The 17,130-nt window shown below is 67.1% G+C and carries 15 protein-coding genes; 10 read left to right on the top strand and 5 right to left on the bottom strand.

Translation table 11 applies throughout. The annotated features are described in order from the left end of the window. Positions 1–321: 321 nt before the first annotated feature. The 5 genes from SKC42_RS10410 to SKC42_RS10390 form a co-directional block, all read right to left on the bottom strand. Positions 322–603 (bottom strand): ANTAR domain-containing protein, encoded by a 282-nt coding sequence (locus SKC42_RS10410; RefSeq protein WP_330964224.1) that lies wholly within the window; start codon positions 601–603, stop codon positions 322–324. 345 nt (positions 604–948) lie between these two features. Then, positions 949–1,368 (bottom strand): thioredoxin family protein, encoded by a 420-nt coding sequence (locus tag SKC42_RS10405; RefSeq protein ID WP_330964223.1) that lies wholly within the window; start codon positions 1,366–1,368, stop codon positions 949–951. Positions 1,369–1,428: 60 nt separating this feature from the next. Beyond that, positions 1,429–2,115 carry a serine O-acetyltransferase gene (cysE, locus tag SKC42_RS10400; protein ID WP_330964222.1) on the bottom strand — a complete coding sequence of 229 codons (687 nt, stop codon included), beginning with the start codon at positions 2,113–2,115 and terminating at the stop codon, positions 1,429–1,431. Positions 2,116–2,117: 2 nt separating this feature from the next. Next, complete coding sequence (gene cysK / locus SKC42_RS10395; RefSeq protein ID WP_330964221.1) at positions 2,118–3,050, bottom strand: cysteine synthase A; 933 nt, start codon at positions 3,048–3,050, stop codon at positions 2,118–2,120. A 9-nt stretch (positions 3,051–3,059) separates the two neighbouring features. Then, the gene (locus tag SKC42_RS10390) at positions 3,060–4,334 is read right to left on the bottom strand and encodes a thioester domain-containing protein (RefSeq protein ID WP_330964220.1); all 1,275 of its coding nucleotides are present in this window, start codon (positions 4,332–4,334) and stop codon (positions 3,060–3,062) included. Between the two features lie 374 nt (positions 4,335–4,708). Here SKC42_RS10390 and SKC42_RS10385 point away from each other — a divergent pair, with 374 nt between their 5' ends. The 10 genes from SKC42_RS10385 to SKC42_RS10340 all read left to right on the top strand — a co-directional run bounded on the left by SKC42_RS10385 (position 4,709) and on the right by SKC42_RS10340 (position 17,088). After that, the gene (locus SKC42_RS10385; protein ID WP_330964219.1) at positions 4,709–5,632 is read left to right on the top strand and encodes a family 2A encapsulin nanocompartment shell protein; all 924 of its coding nucleotides are present in this window, start codon (positions 4,709–4,711) and stop codon (positions 5,630–5,632) included. Continuing rightward, positions 5,619–7,496 carry a family 2A encapsulin nanocompartment cargo protein cysteine desulfurase gene (locus SKC42_RS10380; protein ID WP_330964218.1) on the top strand — a complete coding sequence of 626 codons (1,878 nt, stop codon included), beginning with the start codon at positions 5,619–5,621 and terminating at the stop codon, positions 7,494–7,496. The genes SKC42_RS10385 and SKC42_RS10380 overlap by 14 nt, the downstream gene beginning before the upstream one ends. Before the next feature lie 573 nt (positions 7,497–8,069). Further along, positions 8,070–8,837: an MlaE family ABC transporter permease gene (locus SKC42_RS10375; RefSeq protein ID WP_330964217.1), complete on the top strand. Its 768-nt coding sequence runs from the start codon at positions 8,070–8,072 to the stop codon at positions 8,835–8,837. Then, the gene (locus SKC42_RS10370) at positions 8,834–9,682 is read left to right on the top strand and encodes an MlaE family ABC transporter permease (RefSeq protein WP_330964216.1); all 849 of its coding nucleotides are present in this window, start codon (positions 8,834–8,836) and stop codon (positions 9,680–9,682) included. Before SKC42_RS10375 ends, SKC42_RS10370 begins: the two co-directional genes overlap by 4 nt. A 4-nt stretch (positions 9,683–9,686) precedes the next feature. After that, positions 9,687–10,955 carry an MCE family protein gene (locus tag SKC42_RS10365; protein WP_330964215.1) on the top strand — a complete coding sequence of 423 codons (1,269 nt, stop codon included), beginning with the start codon at positions 9,687–9,689 and terminating at the stop codon, positions 10,953–10,955. Further along, positions 10,952–11,992 carry an MCE family protein gene (locus SKC42_RS10360; RefSeq protein WP_330964214.1) on the top strand — a complete coding sequence of 347 codons (1,041 nt, stop codon included), beginning with the start codon at positions 10,952–10,954 and terminating at the stop codon, positions 11,990–11,992. Before SKC42_RS10365 ends, SKC42_RS10360 begins: the two co-directional genes overlap by 4 nt. Positions 11,993–12,042: 50 nt before the next feature. Beyond that, positions 12,043–13,161, top strand: coding sequence for an MCE family protein (locus SKC42_RS10355; protein WP_330964213.1), 1,119 nt, complete (start codon positions 12,043–12,045; stop codon positions 13,159–13,161). Then, entirely contained in the window at positions 13,158–14,489 is a 1,332-nt protein-coding gene (locus SKC42_RS10350; RefSeq protein WP_442932082.1) for a virulence factor Mce family protein, read from the top strand. The genes SKC42_RS10355 and SKC42_RS10350 overlap by 4 nt, the downstream gene beginning before the upstream one ends. Continuing rightward, positions 14,486–15,607, top strand: a complete 1,122-nt coding sequence (locus SKC42_RS10345; RefSeq protein WP_330964211.1) for an MCE family protein — start codon at positions 14,486–14,488, stop codon at positions 15,605–15,607. The genes SKC42_RS10350 and SKC42_RS10345 overlap by 4 nt, the downstream gene beginning before the upstream one ends. Further along, positions 15,607–17,088: an MlaD family protein gene (locus SKC42_RS10340; RefSeq protein ID WP_330964210.1), complete on the top strand. Its 1,482-nt coding sequence runs from the start codon at positions 15,607–15,609 to the stop codon at positions 17,086–17,088. The genes SKC42_RS10345 and SKC42_RS10340 overlap by 1 nt, the downstream gene beginning before the upstream one ends. Positions 17,089–17,130 lie beyond the last annotated feature (42 nt).

The following is a 17,130-nucleotide window of genomic DNA, read 5'->3' as shown; positions in this document are numbered from 1 at the left end:
AAGGTTTTACCCACTGTGCAACGCGCAGCGTCACAACGCATTCCGCCGACGGGTTAAGCTCAGCGTGAGAATTACTTTGCCGAGCTCAATGGCCGGCGGCGCGCTGCATGAGCTCGGCGGCCAGCCTGATCGGCGCCACCGAGCGCTGCATTTTCGATCCGACCACCCGCGCTGAGCTGCCGGGGGCGGCTGGCCGGGTAGCGGTGATCGTGATCGCAATGCTCGGCTTCGGGATGGACCTTCTCGCGCGGCGGATCCGCGCTCCGCGCCCGTCAACGCCCGATCGAGGCCCGGCCCAGGCCCGATCGAGCCAGAACCGTCCTACAGCGGGACATTCAGACCCCATTCTCGCTCGGCGGCCAGCTGGGCATCGCCACCCGCGGCCGCGGAAACGGCGCCTCCACTGGCCAGGGTTACCAGACTCGAAGCCATCGCGAACGCACCCACGCGGTGCCGTTCGCTGGCCGCGATCAGCTCCTGGAAGGCGGCGTCGGTGCTGCACCGGCGCCATCCGACGAGTATCCCGACCGCGGTATCGAGCACCCGTCTGGTTTCTCGGGGCTCGCGCCGAAGCGGTGCCCGACTTGTGAGACCTTCAATCATGGCGTCGACCTCCTGGTCTGAAATCGCAGGTTTGGGTGGGGTTTAACCGATGCCGGACTTGCCGCAAGACGGTCGCTGCGCAATGCATACGGCTATGGTCGGGAATCAACAACAGCGCGGGACGCGGCGCGAAAGCGCGAAACGCAGTTGTTCGGCCTGTTGCATGACGCCACTCTACGGCAGGAACGTCAGGCAACCGCTGAATCCAGAGCGTTTGGCTCACAAGCGATTTAAACCTGTGCACCCCGACGGCGGCCGGTTAGATTGTCGGGGGTTTTGACTGAACCCGCGGCCCTCGCTGCGCGTTCACCCGGCGGTTGCGGGGCGACGGAGCCCTGCCTCCGCTCAAGCCAGCAGGGGCCGTAACGATTCCCGTAAGTCCGCAACCTTTGGCACCCCGGAACTGCGGTAGCGCTGCCGACCCTCGGTATCGAAGATGAACGTGGTGGGCAGCGACAACACGGAGAGTTGCTTGGCGGCCGCGGGATTGGCGTCGATGTCGATCTCCACGTGGGACACACCGGGGAGATCGGCGCACACTTGGTCGACCACGCGGCGCACCGCCGCGCACGGGCCGCACCACACGGCGCTGAAGTGCACGATCGTTGGCCCCGTCTGCGACAACCCGAGCCCTGAGGTGTCCTGATTCGGCTCCGGGCGAGCTTCCCGCAACACGCCCGATCGTCGGTTGACCACCGCACCGATCACGGCGGCGGTCGCCAACGCTGCGATTATTGCCGTTACGGCGATCGCCAGGTTGCTCAATCAACGGCCTTCGCGTCGCGGACCGGTGCAGAGCGTCGGTTAGAAGCCATCAGAGGTTACTTAGATCGAGAAGTCCTCGCCGTGCCAGACCCCGGCTTCGGGCGGCCGGATGACACGACCGGTCTGTTGCTGACCGTCGGTCTTGGCTTCCAGATCGGACACCCGGGTCAACAGGGATTGCAGGCTCACGCCGACGAGGTCGGGCATCATCGAGTCGTCCGGGCTGCTGCGCCCGTGGCGACTGATGACCTGCCCGGGCACCCCCACGACCACCGCGCTGGACGGCACTTCCTTGATCACCACGGCGTTGGCGCCGATCCGGCTGTCGTCGCCGACCTTGATCGCCCCGAGGACCTTCGCGCCGGCACCGACGATCACCCGGTCACCGATCGTCGGATGGCGCTTCCCCGTTTCTCCGCCGCTGCCGCCGAGGGTCACGCCGTGATAGATCGTCACGTCCTCGCCCACCTCGGCGGTCTCCCCGATCACCACGCCGGTCGCGTGGTCGATGAAGAGCCCGGGGCCGAGGACCGCGCCGGGGTGGATGTCGACGCCGGTCAGGACGCGGGTGATTTCCGCCAGCGTGCGCGCGGCGACCCGGAAACCGCGGCCCCACAGCCAGTGGCTGATCCGGTGACCCCAGATCGCGTGCACACCCGGGTACGCGAACACCACCTCCAGGGTGGTGGGTTTGGCCGGATCCCGGTGCTTGGCCGCCCGGATGTCTTGCCGTATGGCCGTGAGCATGGCTAGTCGGCCAGGTCGGCGAAGAGGGGCGTGCTCAGGTACCGCTCACCGAAGCTGGGGAGCACGACGACGACGAGCTTGCCGGCATTCTCCGGGCGGCGGGCCACCTCCAACGCGGCCACGACCGCGGCACCCGACGAGATGCCGACGAGCAGGCCTTCCTCCCGCGCCAGTCGCCGGGCCATGGTGAACGAGTCCTCGTTGCCGACGGCGATCACCTCGTCGACCACGTCGAGATCCAGCACGGGTGGCACGAACCCGGCGCCAATGCCCTGGATGGGGTGCGGCCCCTTCTGGCCCCCGGACAGCACCGGTGAGGCGGCGGGCTCGACGGCCACGAACCGCACCGACGGCTTGCGCTCCTTGATCACCTCGCCGACACCGCTGATCGTGCCCCCGGTGCCGACCCCGGCGACGAAGAAGTCGATCTTCCCGTCGGTGTCCTTCCACACCTCCTCCGCGGTGGTCTTGCGGTGGATCGCCGGGTTCGCCGGGTTCTCGAATTGCTGAGGGACGAAATAGCGTTGGTCGCTCTTGGCCAGCTCCTCCGCCTTGGCGATCGCGCCGGCCATGCCCTCGGCGCCAGGCGTCAGGACCAGCTCGGCGCCGAAGGCGCGCAACAGCATCCGACGCTCGGTGCTCATCGTGTCGGGCATGGTCAACGTGCACCGGTAACCCCGCGCGGCGCACACCATCGCCAGCGCGATGCCGGTGTTCCCACTGGTCGGCTCGAGGATGATGGTGTCCGGCTTAATCAGGCCCGCCTCCTCGGCGGCGTCGATCATGGCTACCCCGATGCGGTCCTTCACGCTGTTCGCCGGGTTGAAGAACTCCAGCTTGGCAACGACGTCGGCGACGGCGCCCTCGGTAACCCGGTTCAGCCGGACCAGCGGCGTATTGCCGATCAATTGTGTGACGTTGTCAGCGATGCTCATGAGCTTCCCTTAGGCGAGGTCGGAACAGGATTCGTCGGGCTGCCAGGTGATGTCGAATTCGACGGCGACGTTGGCGGGAACGGTGAGCGCGATCGGCGTCAGTCGTTGCGCAGACCCGTCCGATGCGACCCCCGTCAGCACGTGGCCGGTGAGATGGTGCGGCGGCGTCGCGGTGAGTGTTGTCGCCGACGTGCCCGGCGCGGGGCGAAGGTAAAAGCCCGTGCCCGGTTCGACGAGGCCGACGACGGGCACGCCGTCGGCATCGACGAGTGTGTGTCCGGCAGAGACGCTGAGCGTCAATGGGATTGGCACTTGGAACGGTCCTATGAGTTCGGCTTCGGCGCTTGCTTGGTCATCGACTAGTCGCAGTTCCTCAGTGTTCTCTCGAGCGTTGCATGCCCCGCTCAATAAGTAATTGTAGAGGTGCACGACCCGGTCGGGGTTGCGGTAGTGGCGCGAACCGGTCAGCCAGAAGTCGACATGGCCGACGGCGGCGGTCTCGTAGCCCGTCGTGGTGACCAGCCGGTAGAACCGGTAGCCACGCCCGGCGCGGCCGTGCCGACTGGCTGAGACGGTGCTGCCCACTCCGAGCGGTCGTCGGTAGTGGCCGCGGCCGGCGTCCGCAGCCAGCTGTGATCCCGAAACATCCTGCCAGCCAATACCATTGGCCGATTTCTGCAGCTTCATGCCGATCGATGCGTCGGACTCGGTCCACACCGCGTAGCCGCCGAGTTGCGGTTCGCCGTCGAACTCGAAAGTGATCGAGTCGGGTCTCCGCCGCACCGCCACGGGGACGTTCAGGGGACGGGTGTGCAGGATCAACCCGTTGGTGAAATGCCAGATCGCCGCCTGGGTCGCCGCGATGGCCTCGTGTTCGCTGATGTTGCCATGCCCCAACGGATGGCCGGCCGCACGCAGCCGCTGGCTGAGCTCCGCGGTCGGGCGCATGGGGAAGGAATGCCGCAGGATCCAGTCCACCTGGGCCTCATGGCGGCGGGTCCGCAGGTGGGACAGGGTCGACCAGCTCCCCAACGCGTAGCGCGACGGGTGACGCGGTGCGATGCCGGTGAAGTCCAGCGAGTAGGCGTGCAGGTTGGGATTGAGCCGGATGAGGTCCGTGCGCGCGCGGCTGCCGTCCGCGAAGACGACGGTGTCGACGGTGTGGGAATAGGTGCCGCCGCGGTAGCGCGTCATCAGGGGGACATGGGTGGCCGGCCTGACCAGAACACGCCGGTGGGTCGCCACGCGGGTCAAGGAGCGGCTGGATAGGGACAGAACGGTCATGGGGTTGCTGTGCTTTCGTCAAAGACTTTGGGGGCCGGCGCGCACCTTGAACCGCCGGCGCGGACGAGTCGTCCTGCTTTTCGGAAAGGGCGCGAAGATTTCGAGGCGTCAGAAGGGCTCAGGAAATCAACAACAGCAACAACAACAGGCGTCCGCGATGCAGCGCGAAGGAGCAAAGCGCACCCGTACGGCCTGTTGCATGGGGCCCACTATAGGGCATCGGCGTATTTGCCCTTTGGATCACTTCGGCTCTAAACCGTTCGCCGGGGTCTTACACTTGCCTAGGCTCGTCGGCGGACGCGATGACGGTGGGGGATCATGGCCTGCCGAACCCCGCTGCAATACCGGATCAAGCACGGAGGAAGGACCCCCCGATGACATCGGCTCAAAGCGAGTCTCAGGCACTTGGTGACCTTGCTGCCCGGCAGCTCGCCAACGCGACCAAGACCGTCCCGCAGCTCTCCACCATCACGCCCCGGTGGTTGCTGCACCTGCTCAGCTGGGTCCCGGTCGAGGCGGGCATCTATCGGGTGAACCGCGTGGTCAACCCGGAAAACGTCGCGATCAAATCCGAGGCCGGCGCCGGCACCGAAGAGCCGCTGCCCGAGACCTATGTGGACTACGAGACCAGCCCGCGCGAATACACGCTGCGCAGCATCTCGACGCTGGTCGACATTCACACCCGGGTGTCGGACCTCTACTCGAGCCCGCACGACCAGGTCGCCCAGCAGCTCCGCTTGACCATCGAGACCATCAAGGAGCGCCAGGACTACGAGCTGGTCAACAACGCTGAGTACGGCCTGCTGGCGCAGGCGACGCCAGAGCAGACGATCCAGACGCTGGCCGGCGCGCCCACTCCCGACGACCTGGACGCCCTGATCACCAAGGTCTGGAAGACTCCGAGCTTCTTCCTCACCCACCCGCTGGGAATCGCCGCGTTCGGCCGTGAGGCCACCTACCGGGGCGTGCCGCCGGTGGTGGTGAGCCTCTTCGGCGCGCAGTTCATCACCTGGCGCGGCATCCCGCTGATCCCGTCGGACAAGGTTCCGGTGGAGGACGGCAAGACCAAGATCATCCTGGTGCGCACGGGCGAGGAGCGGCAGGGCGTGGTGGGCCTGTTCCAACCGGGCCTGGTCGGCGAGCAGGCGCCGGGTCTGTCGGTGCGCTTCACCGGCATCAACCAGTCGGCCATCGCCACCTACCTGGTCACCCTCTACACGTCGCTGGCCGTGCTCACCGACGACGCGCTCGCCGTGCTCGACGGCGTCGCCGTGGACCAATTCCATGAGTACAAGTGAGTACCGCGCGGTAGACGCCGAGAGCGAGCTGCCCATTAGCGCCGCTGAGATCGCGGCGCTGGCCACGCAGCTGTATGCGGCCAGCATCCGCCCGGGGCCCGACAGCCCGCCGCAGACGGCTCCCGTCGCGCCGCGGGGCGGCGTGCCGGACGTCACCGCCGCCACGTCTGCCGGGCAGGCCGCGACCGGTTTCGCCGACGTCTACCCGACCCCGATTCCGGCGGTCAGCGCCCGCGACATCTACCTCCCGGCGCCGACGTCCCCCGAGCCCGCCGCGAGCCCGCCGCAGACGGTGCCGATCGCCCCGCGCGGCAGTGTCCCGGACACCACGGCCGCGACGTCGACCGGGCTGGCGGCCGCCGGCCTGTCCGACTTCCTTCCCGGGGTGGTGCCGGCCGTCGGGGGCACCGACATCTACCTGCCGGCGCCATCGTCCGCCGAGCCCGCCGAAAGCCTGCCGAACACCGTGCCCGCCGCGCCGCGCGGCACCGTGCCGTCGTGGCTGCCGCTGGCGCCGTCGGTCGCCGACCTGGGTTGGACCGACGCACCCGTCGTCGCGCCGACCGCGGCGGCCGGGAACGAGTCCGACTACTCGTTCCTGACGGGGGCCGTTCCCCAATCGCCGGACGCGCACGAAGTGTTCGACGTCAACGCGGTGCGGGCCGACTTCCCGATCCTCAAGGAGACCGTGCACGGGAAGCCGCTGATCTGGTTCGACAACGCCGCCACCACGCAAAAGCCGCAGGCGGTGATCGACCGGCTGGCCTACTTTTACGCGCATGAAAACTCCAACATCCATCGCGCCGCGCACGAGCTCGCCGCCCGCGCGACCGATGCCTACGAGGACGCGCGCGACACGGTGCGGCGCTTCATCGGCGCGTCGAAGATCGAGGAGATCGTCTTCGTGCGCGGCACCACCGAGGCCATCAACCTGGTCGCCTACGCCTGGGGCGGCAAGCACCTGTTGCCCGGCGACGAAATCCTCATCACGCACCTGGAGCATCACGCCAATATCGTTCCCTGGCAACTGCTTTCGCAGCAGACGGGGGCGGTGCTCAAGGTGGCGCCGGTCGATGACGCCGGCAACCTGCTGATGTCGGAATTCGAGGACCTGCTCGGGCCGAAGACGAAGCTGGTGGCCGCCACGCAGGTCTCGAACGCGCTCGGCACGGTGACCCCGGTCGAGCAGATCGTCGAGCTGGGTCACCGCTACGGGGCGCGGGTGCTGATTGACGGCGCGCAGTCGATCCAGCACATCCCGGTCAACGTCGCCGAGCTCGGCGTCGACTTCTTCGTGTTCTCCGGCCATAAGATCTACGGCCCCACCGGAATTGGCGTGCTGTATGGGCGCGAGGACGCGCTGGCCGAGACCCCGCCGTGGCAGGGCGGCGGGAACATGATCGCCGACGTCACCCTGGAGCGGTCGCTGTATCAGGGGCCGCCGAGCAAGTTCGAGGCCGGCACCGGGAACATCGCCGACGCCGTCGGGCTGGGTGAGGCCCTGCGCTACGTGCAGCGACTCGGGGTCGACCGGATCGCCGCCTACGAGCACGAGCTGCTCGAGTACGCGACTCCGCGGCTGGCGGCCATTCCCGGCGTGCGCCTGGTGGGCACCGCCACCGAGAAGGCCAGCGTGCTGTCGTTCGTGCTGGCCGGCCACGACCCGCTGGACGTCGGCAAGGCGCTCAACGCCGAAGGCATCGCCGTGCGCGCCGGGCATCACTGCGCCCAGCCGATCCTGCGTCGCCTCGGCCTCGAGGCGACCGTTCGCCCGTCGTTCGCCTTCTACAACACCTTCGAGGAGATCGACGTCTTCCTCGACGCGGTACGCCGGATCGCCGAGGGCGGCACCAACGCCGGCTGAAATTCACCGCGAATTGCGCTCATCCCGAACTCAAGGCTTGTAATTCGCTCGAGCAATCCGAACTCTTGCTTGCGGCGGTGACAGCCGGATCAGGGTCCGGCGGCCGCGAATACTCGAGCAGGTTTCGGGATGAGTGACACATATCCGCGGCGCGGCGAATTGCGGCGTGGCATCGGCGCTGGCGAACTGCGGGTCGGCGCGACCCGGGCCGGCGCAGGGAAGTCTCCCGCGCGCTGGCCGGGGCTGCGACGCGCACCCCCTGGCCGGAGTGCCGTTTGGTCCGGTCGGCATCCCACTTCGCCCAGGTCAACGAGTGTCAATCGCACGGGTGACTGTCGACGCAGCAAACTTCGCGCCTGGGCACACATTTCTTCTGGGTGATTGCAACCCTGACGCCGGGCATCGTTTTGCCAATAAATTCCTCGCGTGGTCTATGCGCGCAACGAGACACCGCGGTCGTTTGTAAACAGCGCTGCTCACCTCCGGACCAGCTAATTACAAACGGATTAATGGTGTTACGAAATTGGGGAACGCGTTGAGGCATGTGGACTTGCGTCGCGGTGTGCGCGCGCTGTGAACGGCACGACTATCGCCAAGCCCATGAACGCGCTGGGCGAGTTCTTCCTGTTCACCGCCGAAGCGCTGATCGCGGTAGTGCGCAAACCGTGGGCCTGGCGCGAGATCCTCGAGCAGATCTGGTTCGTCGCCCGGGTGTCGATCTTCCCGACCATCATGCTGTCGATCCCGTACACGGTGCTGATCGTCTTCGTCCTCAACATCCTGCTCGTCGAGATCGGCGCCGGTGACCTCTCGGGCGCCGGTGCCGGCCTGGCGTCGGTGACCCAGGTGGGCCCCGTCGTCACGGCGATGGTCGTCTCCGGCGCGGGGTCGACGGCGATGTGCGCGGACCTGGGCGCGCGGACCATCCGCGAGGAGATCGACGCGATGAAGGTGATCGGTGTCGATCCGATCCAGGCACTGGTGGTGCCCCGCATCATCGCCGCGATCTTCGTCGCGGTGCTGTTGTACTCGGTCGTTGCCGTCACCGGCCTGGCCGGCAGCTACGTGTTCGCGGTCTTCGTCCAGCACGTCACCCCGGGCGCCTTCGTCGCGGGGATGACCCTGGTGACCGGCCTGCCGCAGGTCGTGATCTCGCTGATCAAGGCGACCCTGTTCGGGCTGTCGGCGGGCCTGATCGCCTGCTACAAGGGCCTGTCGGTGGGCGGTGGCCCCACCGGCGTCGGCAACGCGGTGAACGAGACAGTGGTGTTCTCGTTCATGGCGTTGTTCTTCATCAACATCTTGAGCACCGCGCTCGGAGTGAAGGTGACCGCCAAATGAGCGACGCAGCCCGCGAGCCGTCGTGGTTCGCCGTACTGGGCCCCCGGCTCGTGGATTCCACCCGCAAGCTGGGCGAACAGACCGCGTTCTACGGCCGGTCCCTGGCCAACATCGGGGACGCGATAAGGCGCTATCCCAACGAACTGTTGCGGCTGATCGCCGAGATGGGGATGGGCACCGGCGCGCTGGCGGTGATCGGCGGCACCGTCGGCATCATCGGCTTCCTGACGCTGACCACCGGCGCGCTGGTCGCTGTGCAGGGCTACGACACCTTGTCCAACATCGGTGTCGAGGCCCTGACGGGTTTCCTGTCGGCATTCCTGAACGTCCGGATGATCGCGCCCTGCACGGCCGGCCTGGCCCTGTCGGCCACGATCGGCGCTGGCGCGACCGCCCAGCTGGGCGCGATGCGGATCAACGAGGAGATCGACGCGCTCGAGGTCATGGGCATCCGCGCGATCACCTACCTGGCGTCGACGCGGATCATCGCCGGGGTCCTCGTCGTGATCCCGCTGTACGCCGTTGCGGTGCTGATGTCGTTCATTGCGGCGAAGTCACTCACGATCTACGTGTACGGGCAGTCCCGCGGCGTCTACGAGCACTACTTCTCCACATTCCTGCGACCCAACGACCTGCTGTGGTCGTTCGTGGCTGCGCTGAGCATGGCGACGGGCGTGATGGTCGTGCACACGTACTACGGCTTCAACGCGACCGGTGGTCCCGCCGGGGTGGGGGAGGCCGTGGGCCGCTCGGTGCGGACATCGATGATCATCACGGCGTTTGTCTGCCTGATGATTTCGCTGTCCGTCTACGGCCAGTCCGGCAACTTCAACCTGTCGGGATGACGGCATGAGCAATCACGACAGCGCTGGTCCCGGCAGGAGGAACAGGGTCCGCGCCAGCAAGATCGACCCGATCTGGTTGGCGCCGACGTTGTTCGTGCTGATCGGCGGTCTGATCGCGCTGACCGCCGCGTCGTTCTCCGGCAAGTTCCAGGACTTCGTCCCGCTCACGTTGGTGTCGAACCGGGCGGGGCTGGTCATGGAAACCGGGGCGAAGGTCAAGCTGCGCGGCGTGGAGGTGGGAAAGGTCGCGTCCATCGGCACCGACGTGAAAGCCGCTGAGCTGCAACTGGAGCTGCAACCCAACGCGTTCAAGTACCTGCCGAGCAACCTCGAGGCCGAGATCAAGTCGACCACCGCCTTCGGCTCCAAGTATGTGGACCTGATCGTGCCCGAGCACCCGAGTCCGACACCGCTCAAGCCGGGCGCGGTGCTGCACTCCCGCAACGTCACCGTCGAGGTGAACACGGTGTTCGAGAATCTGCAGGCCGTGGTCCAGGCCATCGACCCGGCCAAGCTGAACGCGATTCTGTCGGCGTTCGCGCAGTCGGTGCGCGGCAAGGGCGACCGGATCGGGCAGGCGATCACCGACGCGAACGATGTCCTGCTGACCGTCAACCCCCGGATGGACACGATCCACCGGGACTGGCAGCTGTTCGGCAAGACGGTGGACATCTATTCGGGTGCGGCGCAGGACATTCTGTCGATCCTCGACTCCGCGACGACCACCAGTTCCACGCTCACCGAAAACCAGCGGTCGCTCGACACCCTGTTGTTGTCCACGGCGGGCTTCAGTCAGGCCGGAATCAACGTCATCGGCCGCAACGAGGCCGACATCGTGCAGTCGGTGAACCTGCTCGATCCAACCATGGCGCTGCTCAACAAGTACTCGCCGACGTTCACGTGCCTGTTCCAGGGTGCGCAGTGGTACGTCGACCACGGCGGCCGGGACATGCTGGGCGGCAACGGCTATTCGTTCATCATGGACGCCGGGCTGCTGTTCGGCGACGACCCGTACCGGTACCCGAAACACCTGCCGAAGGTGAACGCGACCGGCGGTCCGGGCGGCCGTCCCAGCTGCGGTTCGCTGCCGGACCCGAGCGCCAACTTCCCGGTGCGCGCGCTGGTCACCGACACCGGCTGGGGTGCCGCCCCGAACGAGATCCGCACCAATGTCGCCGCCGGCAACCCGTGGTGGTCGAACTACTTCCCGACCACCAAGAACCCGCCCGAGGCGCCGCGCTACTTCTTCCGCGGGGGGCAGCCACCCCCATGAGCAAAGGAGAGAGGCCCGGCCTCGTCAAAATCTGGGCGCGCGTCGCGCTGTTCACGGCGATCTGCCTCGCGTTCACGTTCACGCTGATCGCGGTGTTCGGGCAATTGCGTTTCGAGGACCGCACCGGCTATCAGGCGGTCTTCACCAACATCTCTGGTTTGAAGTCCGGCAACTTCGTCCGCATCGCCGGGGTCGAGGTCGGCAAGGTGGGCGACCTCACCCTGCACCGGGACGGCACGGTCACCGTCGGCTTCTCGGTCGACAACGGCGTCCGCCTCACCGAGGGCACCAAGGCGGTTGTGCGCTACGAAAACCTGATCGGCGATCGGTATCTCGCGCTCGAGGAAGGGCCGGGGCCGCCGCGCCGGCTGGCTGCCGGTGCGACGATCCCGCTGGTGCGGACGTCACCCGCGCTGGACATCGACGCGCTGATCGGGGGCTTCCGCCCGCTGTTTCGCGCGCTGGATCCGGACCAGGTCAACGCGTTGTCCGGAGAGTTGCTGCGGATCTTTCAGGGGCAGGGAGGCACGCTCGCCTCGGTACTGGCGCAGACGTCGACGCTCACGTCGACCCTGGCGGGGCGCAGCGAGCTGATCGGCGAGCTGATCAGGAACCTGAACACCGTGCTGCACACGTTCGCCGTTCGCGACCACGAATTCTCCGACGGACTGGACAAGCTGTCCGCGCTCGTCGACGGCCTGGCGCAGCGCAAGGAGGACATCTCGACCGGGCTGGCCTACATCAACGCCGCGGCTGGCTCCGTGACCGACCTGCTGGTGCAGGCGCGGCAGCCGATCAAGGACGTCGTGCACGAGACGGACCGGATGTCGGCCCAGGTGCTTTCCGACCGTGAGTACGTGGACAACCTGCTCAAGCAGCTTCCCGACACTTATCAGGTGCTGGCGCGGCAGGGGCTTAACGGGGACTACTTCGGCTTCTACTTCTGCGAGGTGTTGATGAAGCTGAACGGCAAGGGGGGCAATCCTATTTACGTCAAGCTGCTCGGTCAGCCGAGCGGGCGGTGCACGCCGAAATGAGGTTACCCAAGCTTTCTTTCGGCTCGCGGAGCCCCGTCACGATCGGCGTGATGGGCACCGCGATCCTGATCTGCGTGACCGTCGCCGCCTTCCAGTACGACAAGCTGCCGTTCGTCAAGAACACCAACGACTACGCCGCGTACTTCTCCGAGGCCGGTGGTATCAAAGCGGGTAACACGGTGCGAGTTTCCGGCATGGGCGTCGGCCGGGTCTCGACGATCGGACTGGAAGGCACCAAGGTCCGGGTGGGCTTCACCGTCCGCAGGGGGATCGAGCTGGGCGACCGCACGGAAGCGGCGATCAAGACTGAGACGATCCTGGGCAGCAAGATGCTCGAACTCACGCCGCGCGGTGAGGGCAAGCTGACGGGGGTCATCCCGCTGGAGCGCACCACGTCGCCCTACGACCTGCCGGTCGCGCTGGGCGACCTGACCACCACCGTCAGCGGCCTGGACACCAACCAATTGTCCTCGGCACTAACGACTTTGGCCGAGACCTTCAAGGAGACGCCGGCGGATTTGAAGCCCGCGCTGCAGGGCGTGGCCCGGTTCTCGCAGACCCTCAACAACCGCGACGAGCAACTCCGCAGCCTGCTGGGCGACGCCAACAAGGTCTCCGGAGTGCTGGGACGGCGCAGCCAGCAGATCGCGGGCCTGGTGGCCAACTCCAACGCGTTGCTGGCGGCGCTGCTGGACGAACGGGATTCGCTCGACGCGCTGATGAACAACCTGACCGCGGTGTCGCATCAGATCTCGGGCCTGGTCAATGACAACCGGACGCAGCTCAAGCCCGCCCTCGACAAGCTCAACGGCGTGCTGGAGATCCTCGACAACCGCAAGGAAGACCTGCAGCGGACGCTGCCGAAATTCAAGCGATACGCGATGTCGTTTGGTGAAGTGCTGGGCTCTGGGCCGTTTTTCAAGGCGTACGTCGCCAACCTGATCCCGGGCCAGCTGGGCGGCCCGACCCTTGACGCGCGGATGTACGACCGGCCGCTCGACCCCGACCAGAAGCTGCCGTCTGAGGCGGTGGACCCGCCGACCGGCACCCCTCCCGTGCCGCCGGAGAACGCGCCGCATCCCATCTGGTCCCAGCCGCCCTCACCCGCGCCGGCGCCGGGACCGCCGCCCGAGCCGAGCCCGGCGCCCGTCCCGGCCGGGGGGCAATGATGAGTCGGCGCACCCTGCGCCGGCTGACCGCCGTCAGTCTGGCCGTGACGCTGGTCGTAGCGTCGTTCCTGGTTGGCAAGAAACTCTGGAACGACGTCGAAAAGAACACTTATTCGGCGTATTTCACGGAAGCCAACGGATTGTTCGTCGGCGACGAGATCCGGATCCTCGGCGTCCCCGTCGGCGTGGTGGACAAGATCGAGCCGCAGCCGGCGAGTTCCAAGGTGACGTTCTCCGTCGACAAGCAATACCCGGTGCCGGCCGATGCGCGGGCCGCGATCCTGTCGCCGTCGTTGGTGACACCCCGCGCGATCCAGCTCGTCCCGGCCTACTCGGGCGGCCCGAAGCTGAGCCCCGGGGCGTCGATCCCCCTGAGCCGCACCGCCGTTCCGGTCGAATGGGACGACTTCCGCAAGCAGCTGGAGAAGCTGACCGACGCCCTGCAGCCGACGGCGCCCGGCGGGGTGAACTCGGCCGGCGAATTCATCAACTCGGCCGCGGACAACCTGCGCGGACAGGGGGAGACCGCCCGGGACACGGTGATCAAGCTGTCCCAGGCCATTTCGGCGCTCGGCGACCACGCCGACGACATCTTCAGCACGGTGCGCAACCTCCAGTTGCTGGTGTCGGCGCTGTATTCGAGCAGCGACCTGCTGGCCTCCTTCAACCAGAACCTGGCCAGCGTGACGACGATCCTGTCGAACAGCCCCAACGAGGTCGCCAACGCGGTGAAGGGTCTCGACGGGGCCCTGGCGGATCTGCGCGACTTCCTCGCCGAGAACCGGGAGCCCGTGGGCGTCACGTTCGACCGGCTGAGTTCGATCACGACCGCCCTCAACGACAGCCGCGCGGACATCAAGCAGGTCCTGCACGTCGTCCCGACGGTGTTCCAGAACTTCATGAACATCTATCAGCCGGCGCAGAGCGCGATGAGCGGCATCCTGGCGCTGAACAACTTCGCCGACATTCCGCAGTGGATCTGCAGCTCGATCGAGGCGGCCGCCCGGGCCCGGTTGGATCGGGTCTCGAAGCTCTGCCTGCAGTACGTCAACCCGATCATCAAAAACCGCCTCTACAACTACATTCCGGCGGGAATCAACCCGTTCGTCGGGACCCAGGCCCGCCCCAGCGAGATCACCTACAGCGAGGATTCGCTGCGCCCCGGCTACACGCCGCCCCCGCCGCCCGAGGCACCGCCTCCAGCGGCGCCCCCGCCGGCGGTCCTCGACAACCAACCGCAAGCCCAGGCGCAGCCCCCGCCGCCGGAGAACAACGTGAGCTCGACCCAGGTCCTGCAGAACCTGATGCTGCCGACGGGCGCGCCATGAGACGCGCGATAGCCGCCGCGCTCGGCGTGGTCTGCTTCGTCGTACTCTCCGGGTGCGAATGGCGGGGCCTGAACTCGTTCAAGCTGCCCGGCACCGCGGGCGGGGGGCCCGGCGCCTACACGATCCAGGCGCAGCTGCCCGACGTCGTCACGATCCAGCAGAACACCCGCGTTCGGGTCGACGACGTCAACGTCGGCAACGTCACCAAGATCGAACTCCAGGACTGGCACGCGCTGGTCACCATGCGCATCGACGGCGATGTGCGCCTGCCGGCCAATTCGACGGCCAAGCTCGGGCAGACCAGCCTGCTCGGCTCAATGCACATCGAGCTCGCACCCCCCAAGGACGAGCCGCCGGTCGGGCGACTGCAGAACGGGTCGGTGATCCCGTTGTCGCGCGCGAGCATGTACCCCACCACCGAGCAGACCCTGGCGTCGGTATCGATCCTGTTGAACGGCGGCGGGATTGGACAGCTGCAGGAGATCAATCAGGCGATCGCCAAGGCGTTCGGCGGCCGGGAGAACGACATGCGCAGCTTGCTCGGCCAGCTCGACGAGTTCATCAAGGGCACCAACGCGCAGACCGACGACATCATCGCCGCGGCCGAGAACCTCAACTCGCTGGCCGGGCAGTTCGCCGACAAGGATCCCGTGGTCGACAAGGCGCTCATGACGGTGCCCAGGGCGCTGGCGATCCTGTCGCAGGAGCGCACCAAGATCGCCGATGCGATCGACCAGCTGGGCAAGTTCAGCGCCATTGCGGCCGACACCATCCACCAGAGCAGGGAATCGTTGGTGAACAACCTGCGCAACATCGCCCCGGTGCTGCGCTCACTCGCCGACGCCGGGCCTGCGCTCACCAAGGGGCTTGACGGCCTCGCCACCTATCCATGGCCGACGTCCACGGTGACCAATTGGTTCCGTGGCGACTACGCCAATCTCACAATGATCGTCGATTTGACCCTGAGCCGCATCGACACGTCGCTCTTTACCGGTTCCCGCTGGGAGGGCAACCTCACCGAACTGGAGATGCAGTGGGGACGCACGATCGGCATGCAGCCGAGCCCGGTGACGGGCGGCAACCCGCTGACGTTCCCTTACCACAACGGGGGTTACTGATGCTGCGCCTTGGCCGACGGACCTGGATCCAGCTGGCCGTCCTTTCCCTGGTCACCCTGGTGTCCTGTGGCGCAATGGCATTCAACTTCATGAAGTTGCCCGAAACGCTGTTCGGCATCGGGGAGTACAACGTCACGGTGGACCTGCCCTCGTCCGGCGGGCTCTACAAGACGTCGGTCGTCACATACCGCGGCACCGACATCGGCCAGGTCAAGTCGGTCGACGTCACCGCCACCGGGGTGCGTGCGGTGCTCGCCCTGCGGTCGGGCGTCAAGGTCCCCTCCGACGTGCAGGCGTCGGTGCACAGCCGCTCGGCGATCGGTGAGCAGTACATCGAGCTCACCCCGCAGCCGAGCAAGGACGGGGGACAGTCCCGCCCGCTGCGCGCCGGCGACGTCATCCCGGCCGGCCGTGTCGACGTCCCCGTCGACATCGGACACCTGCTCGATCTGACCAACCGTGCCCTGCAGGCCATTCCACGCGACAACCTGCGCACGGTGATCGACGAGACCGACCGCGCCGTCAGCGGCCTCGGCCCCGAGCTGTCCCGTATCGTCGACGGGTCCACGGCGCTGGCCATCGCCGGGGGACGCACCGCCGACCCACTCGCCGCCCTGATCGACCAGTCGCCCGCGGTCCTGAACTCCCAGGTGCAGACCTCGGACGCGATCGGTACGTGGTCCAAGCGCACCGCGGCCATCATGGCGCAGTTCAAAGCTCAGGACGCCGCGGTGCGAGACCTGTTGACGCAGGGCACTTCCGGGCTGGAGGAAGGCCGAGCGCTGTTCGACCGGGTGGCGCCGGCTGTCCCGGTGCTGATGGCCAACCTGGTGAGCCTGGGCGACATCGCGGTGGTCTACCGCCACGACATCGAGCAGATACTGGTGCTGCTCCCGCAGGGCATCGCCGTGATGTCCGCGGCGCTGGTGCCCAACCTGTACAGCAAGCAGGAATACAAAGGCTTCTACCTGGATTTCAACCTCAACCTCAACCTGCCGCCACCCTGCACGACGGGTTTCCTGCCGCCCCCGCAGCGCCGCTCACCGGCCGATGTCGACGCCCCGGACCGGCCGGCGGCGGACCTGTATTGCCGGGTCCCGCAAGATTCCGAACTCAATGTGCGCGGGGCGCGCAACATTCCCTGCGAGACCAAGCCGTGGAAGCGGGCCCCCACCGTGGAGCTCTGTGAGAGCGACGAGGAGTATGTGCCGCTCAACGACGGTTACAACTGGAAGGGCGACCCGAACGCCACCTACAGCGGCCAGGGCGTGCCCCAGTATGCGCCGGGTCAGGATCCGCGGCTGCCACCGCCACGCGGCACCGCGCCGACACCCACGCCGCCTCCCGCGCCGTTGGCGGTCGCGACCTACGACCCGGCCAACGGTGACTACATCGGGCCGGACGGGCGCCGGTACACCGAGTCAGATCTGGCGCACCCGCGCGCGAAGAACTGGCAGTCACTTCTTGTCCCGCAACCGTGAGAGTTTTCCCGGCCCGAACCCGGGCCGGGCTAGTAAGGAGCA

The sequence above is a fragment of the Mycobacterium sp. 050134 genome (assembly GCF_036409085.1).
Taxonomy (GTDB): Bacteria; Actinomycetota; Actinomycetes; order Mycobacteriales; family Mycobacteriaceae; genus Mycobacterium.
The sequence above is the reverse complement of the archived record's forward strand: the minus strand, read 5'-3'. Positions and strand labels throughout refer to the sequence as shown.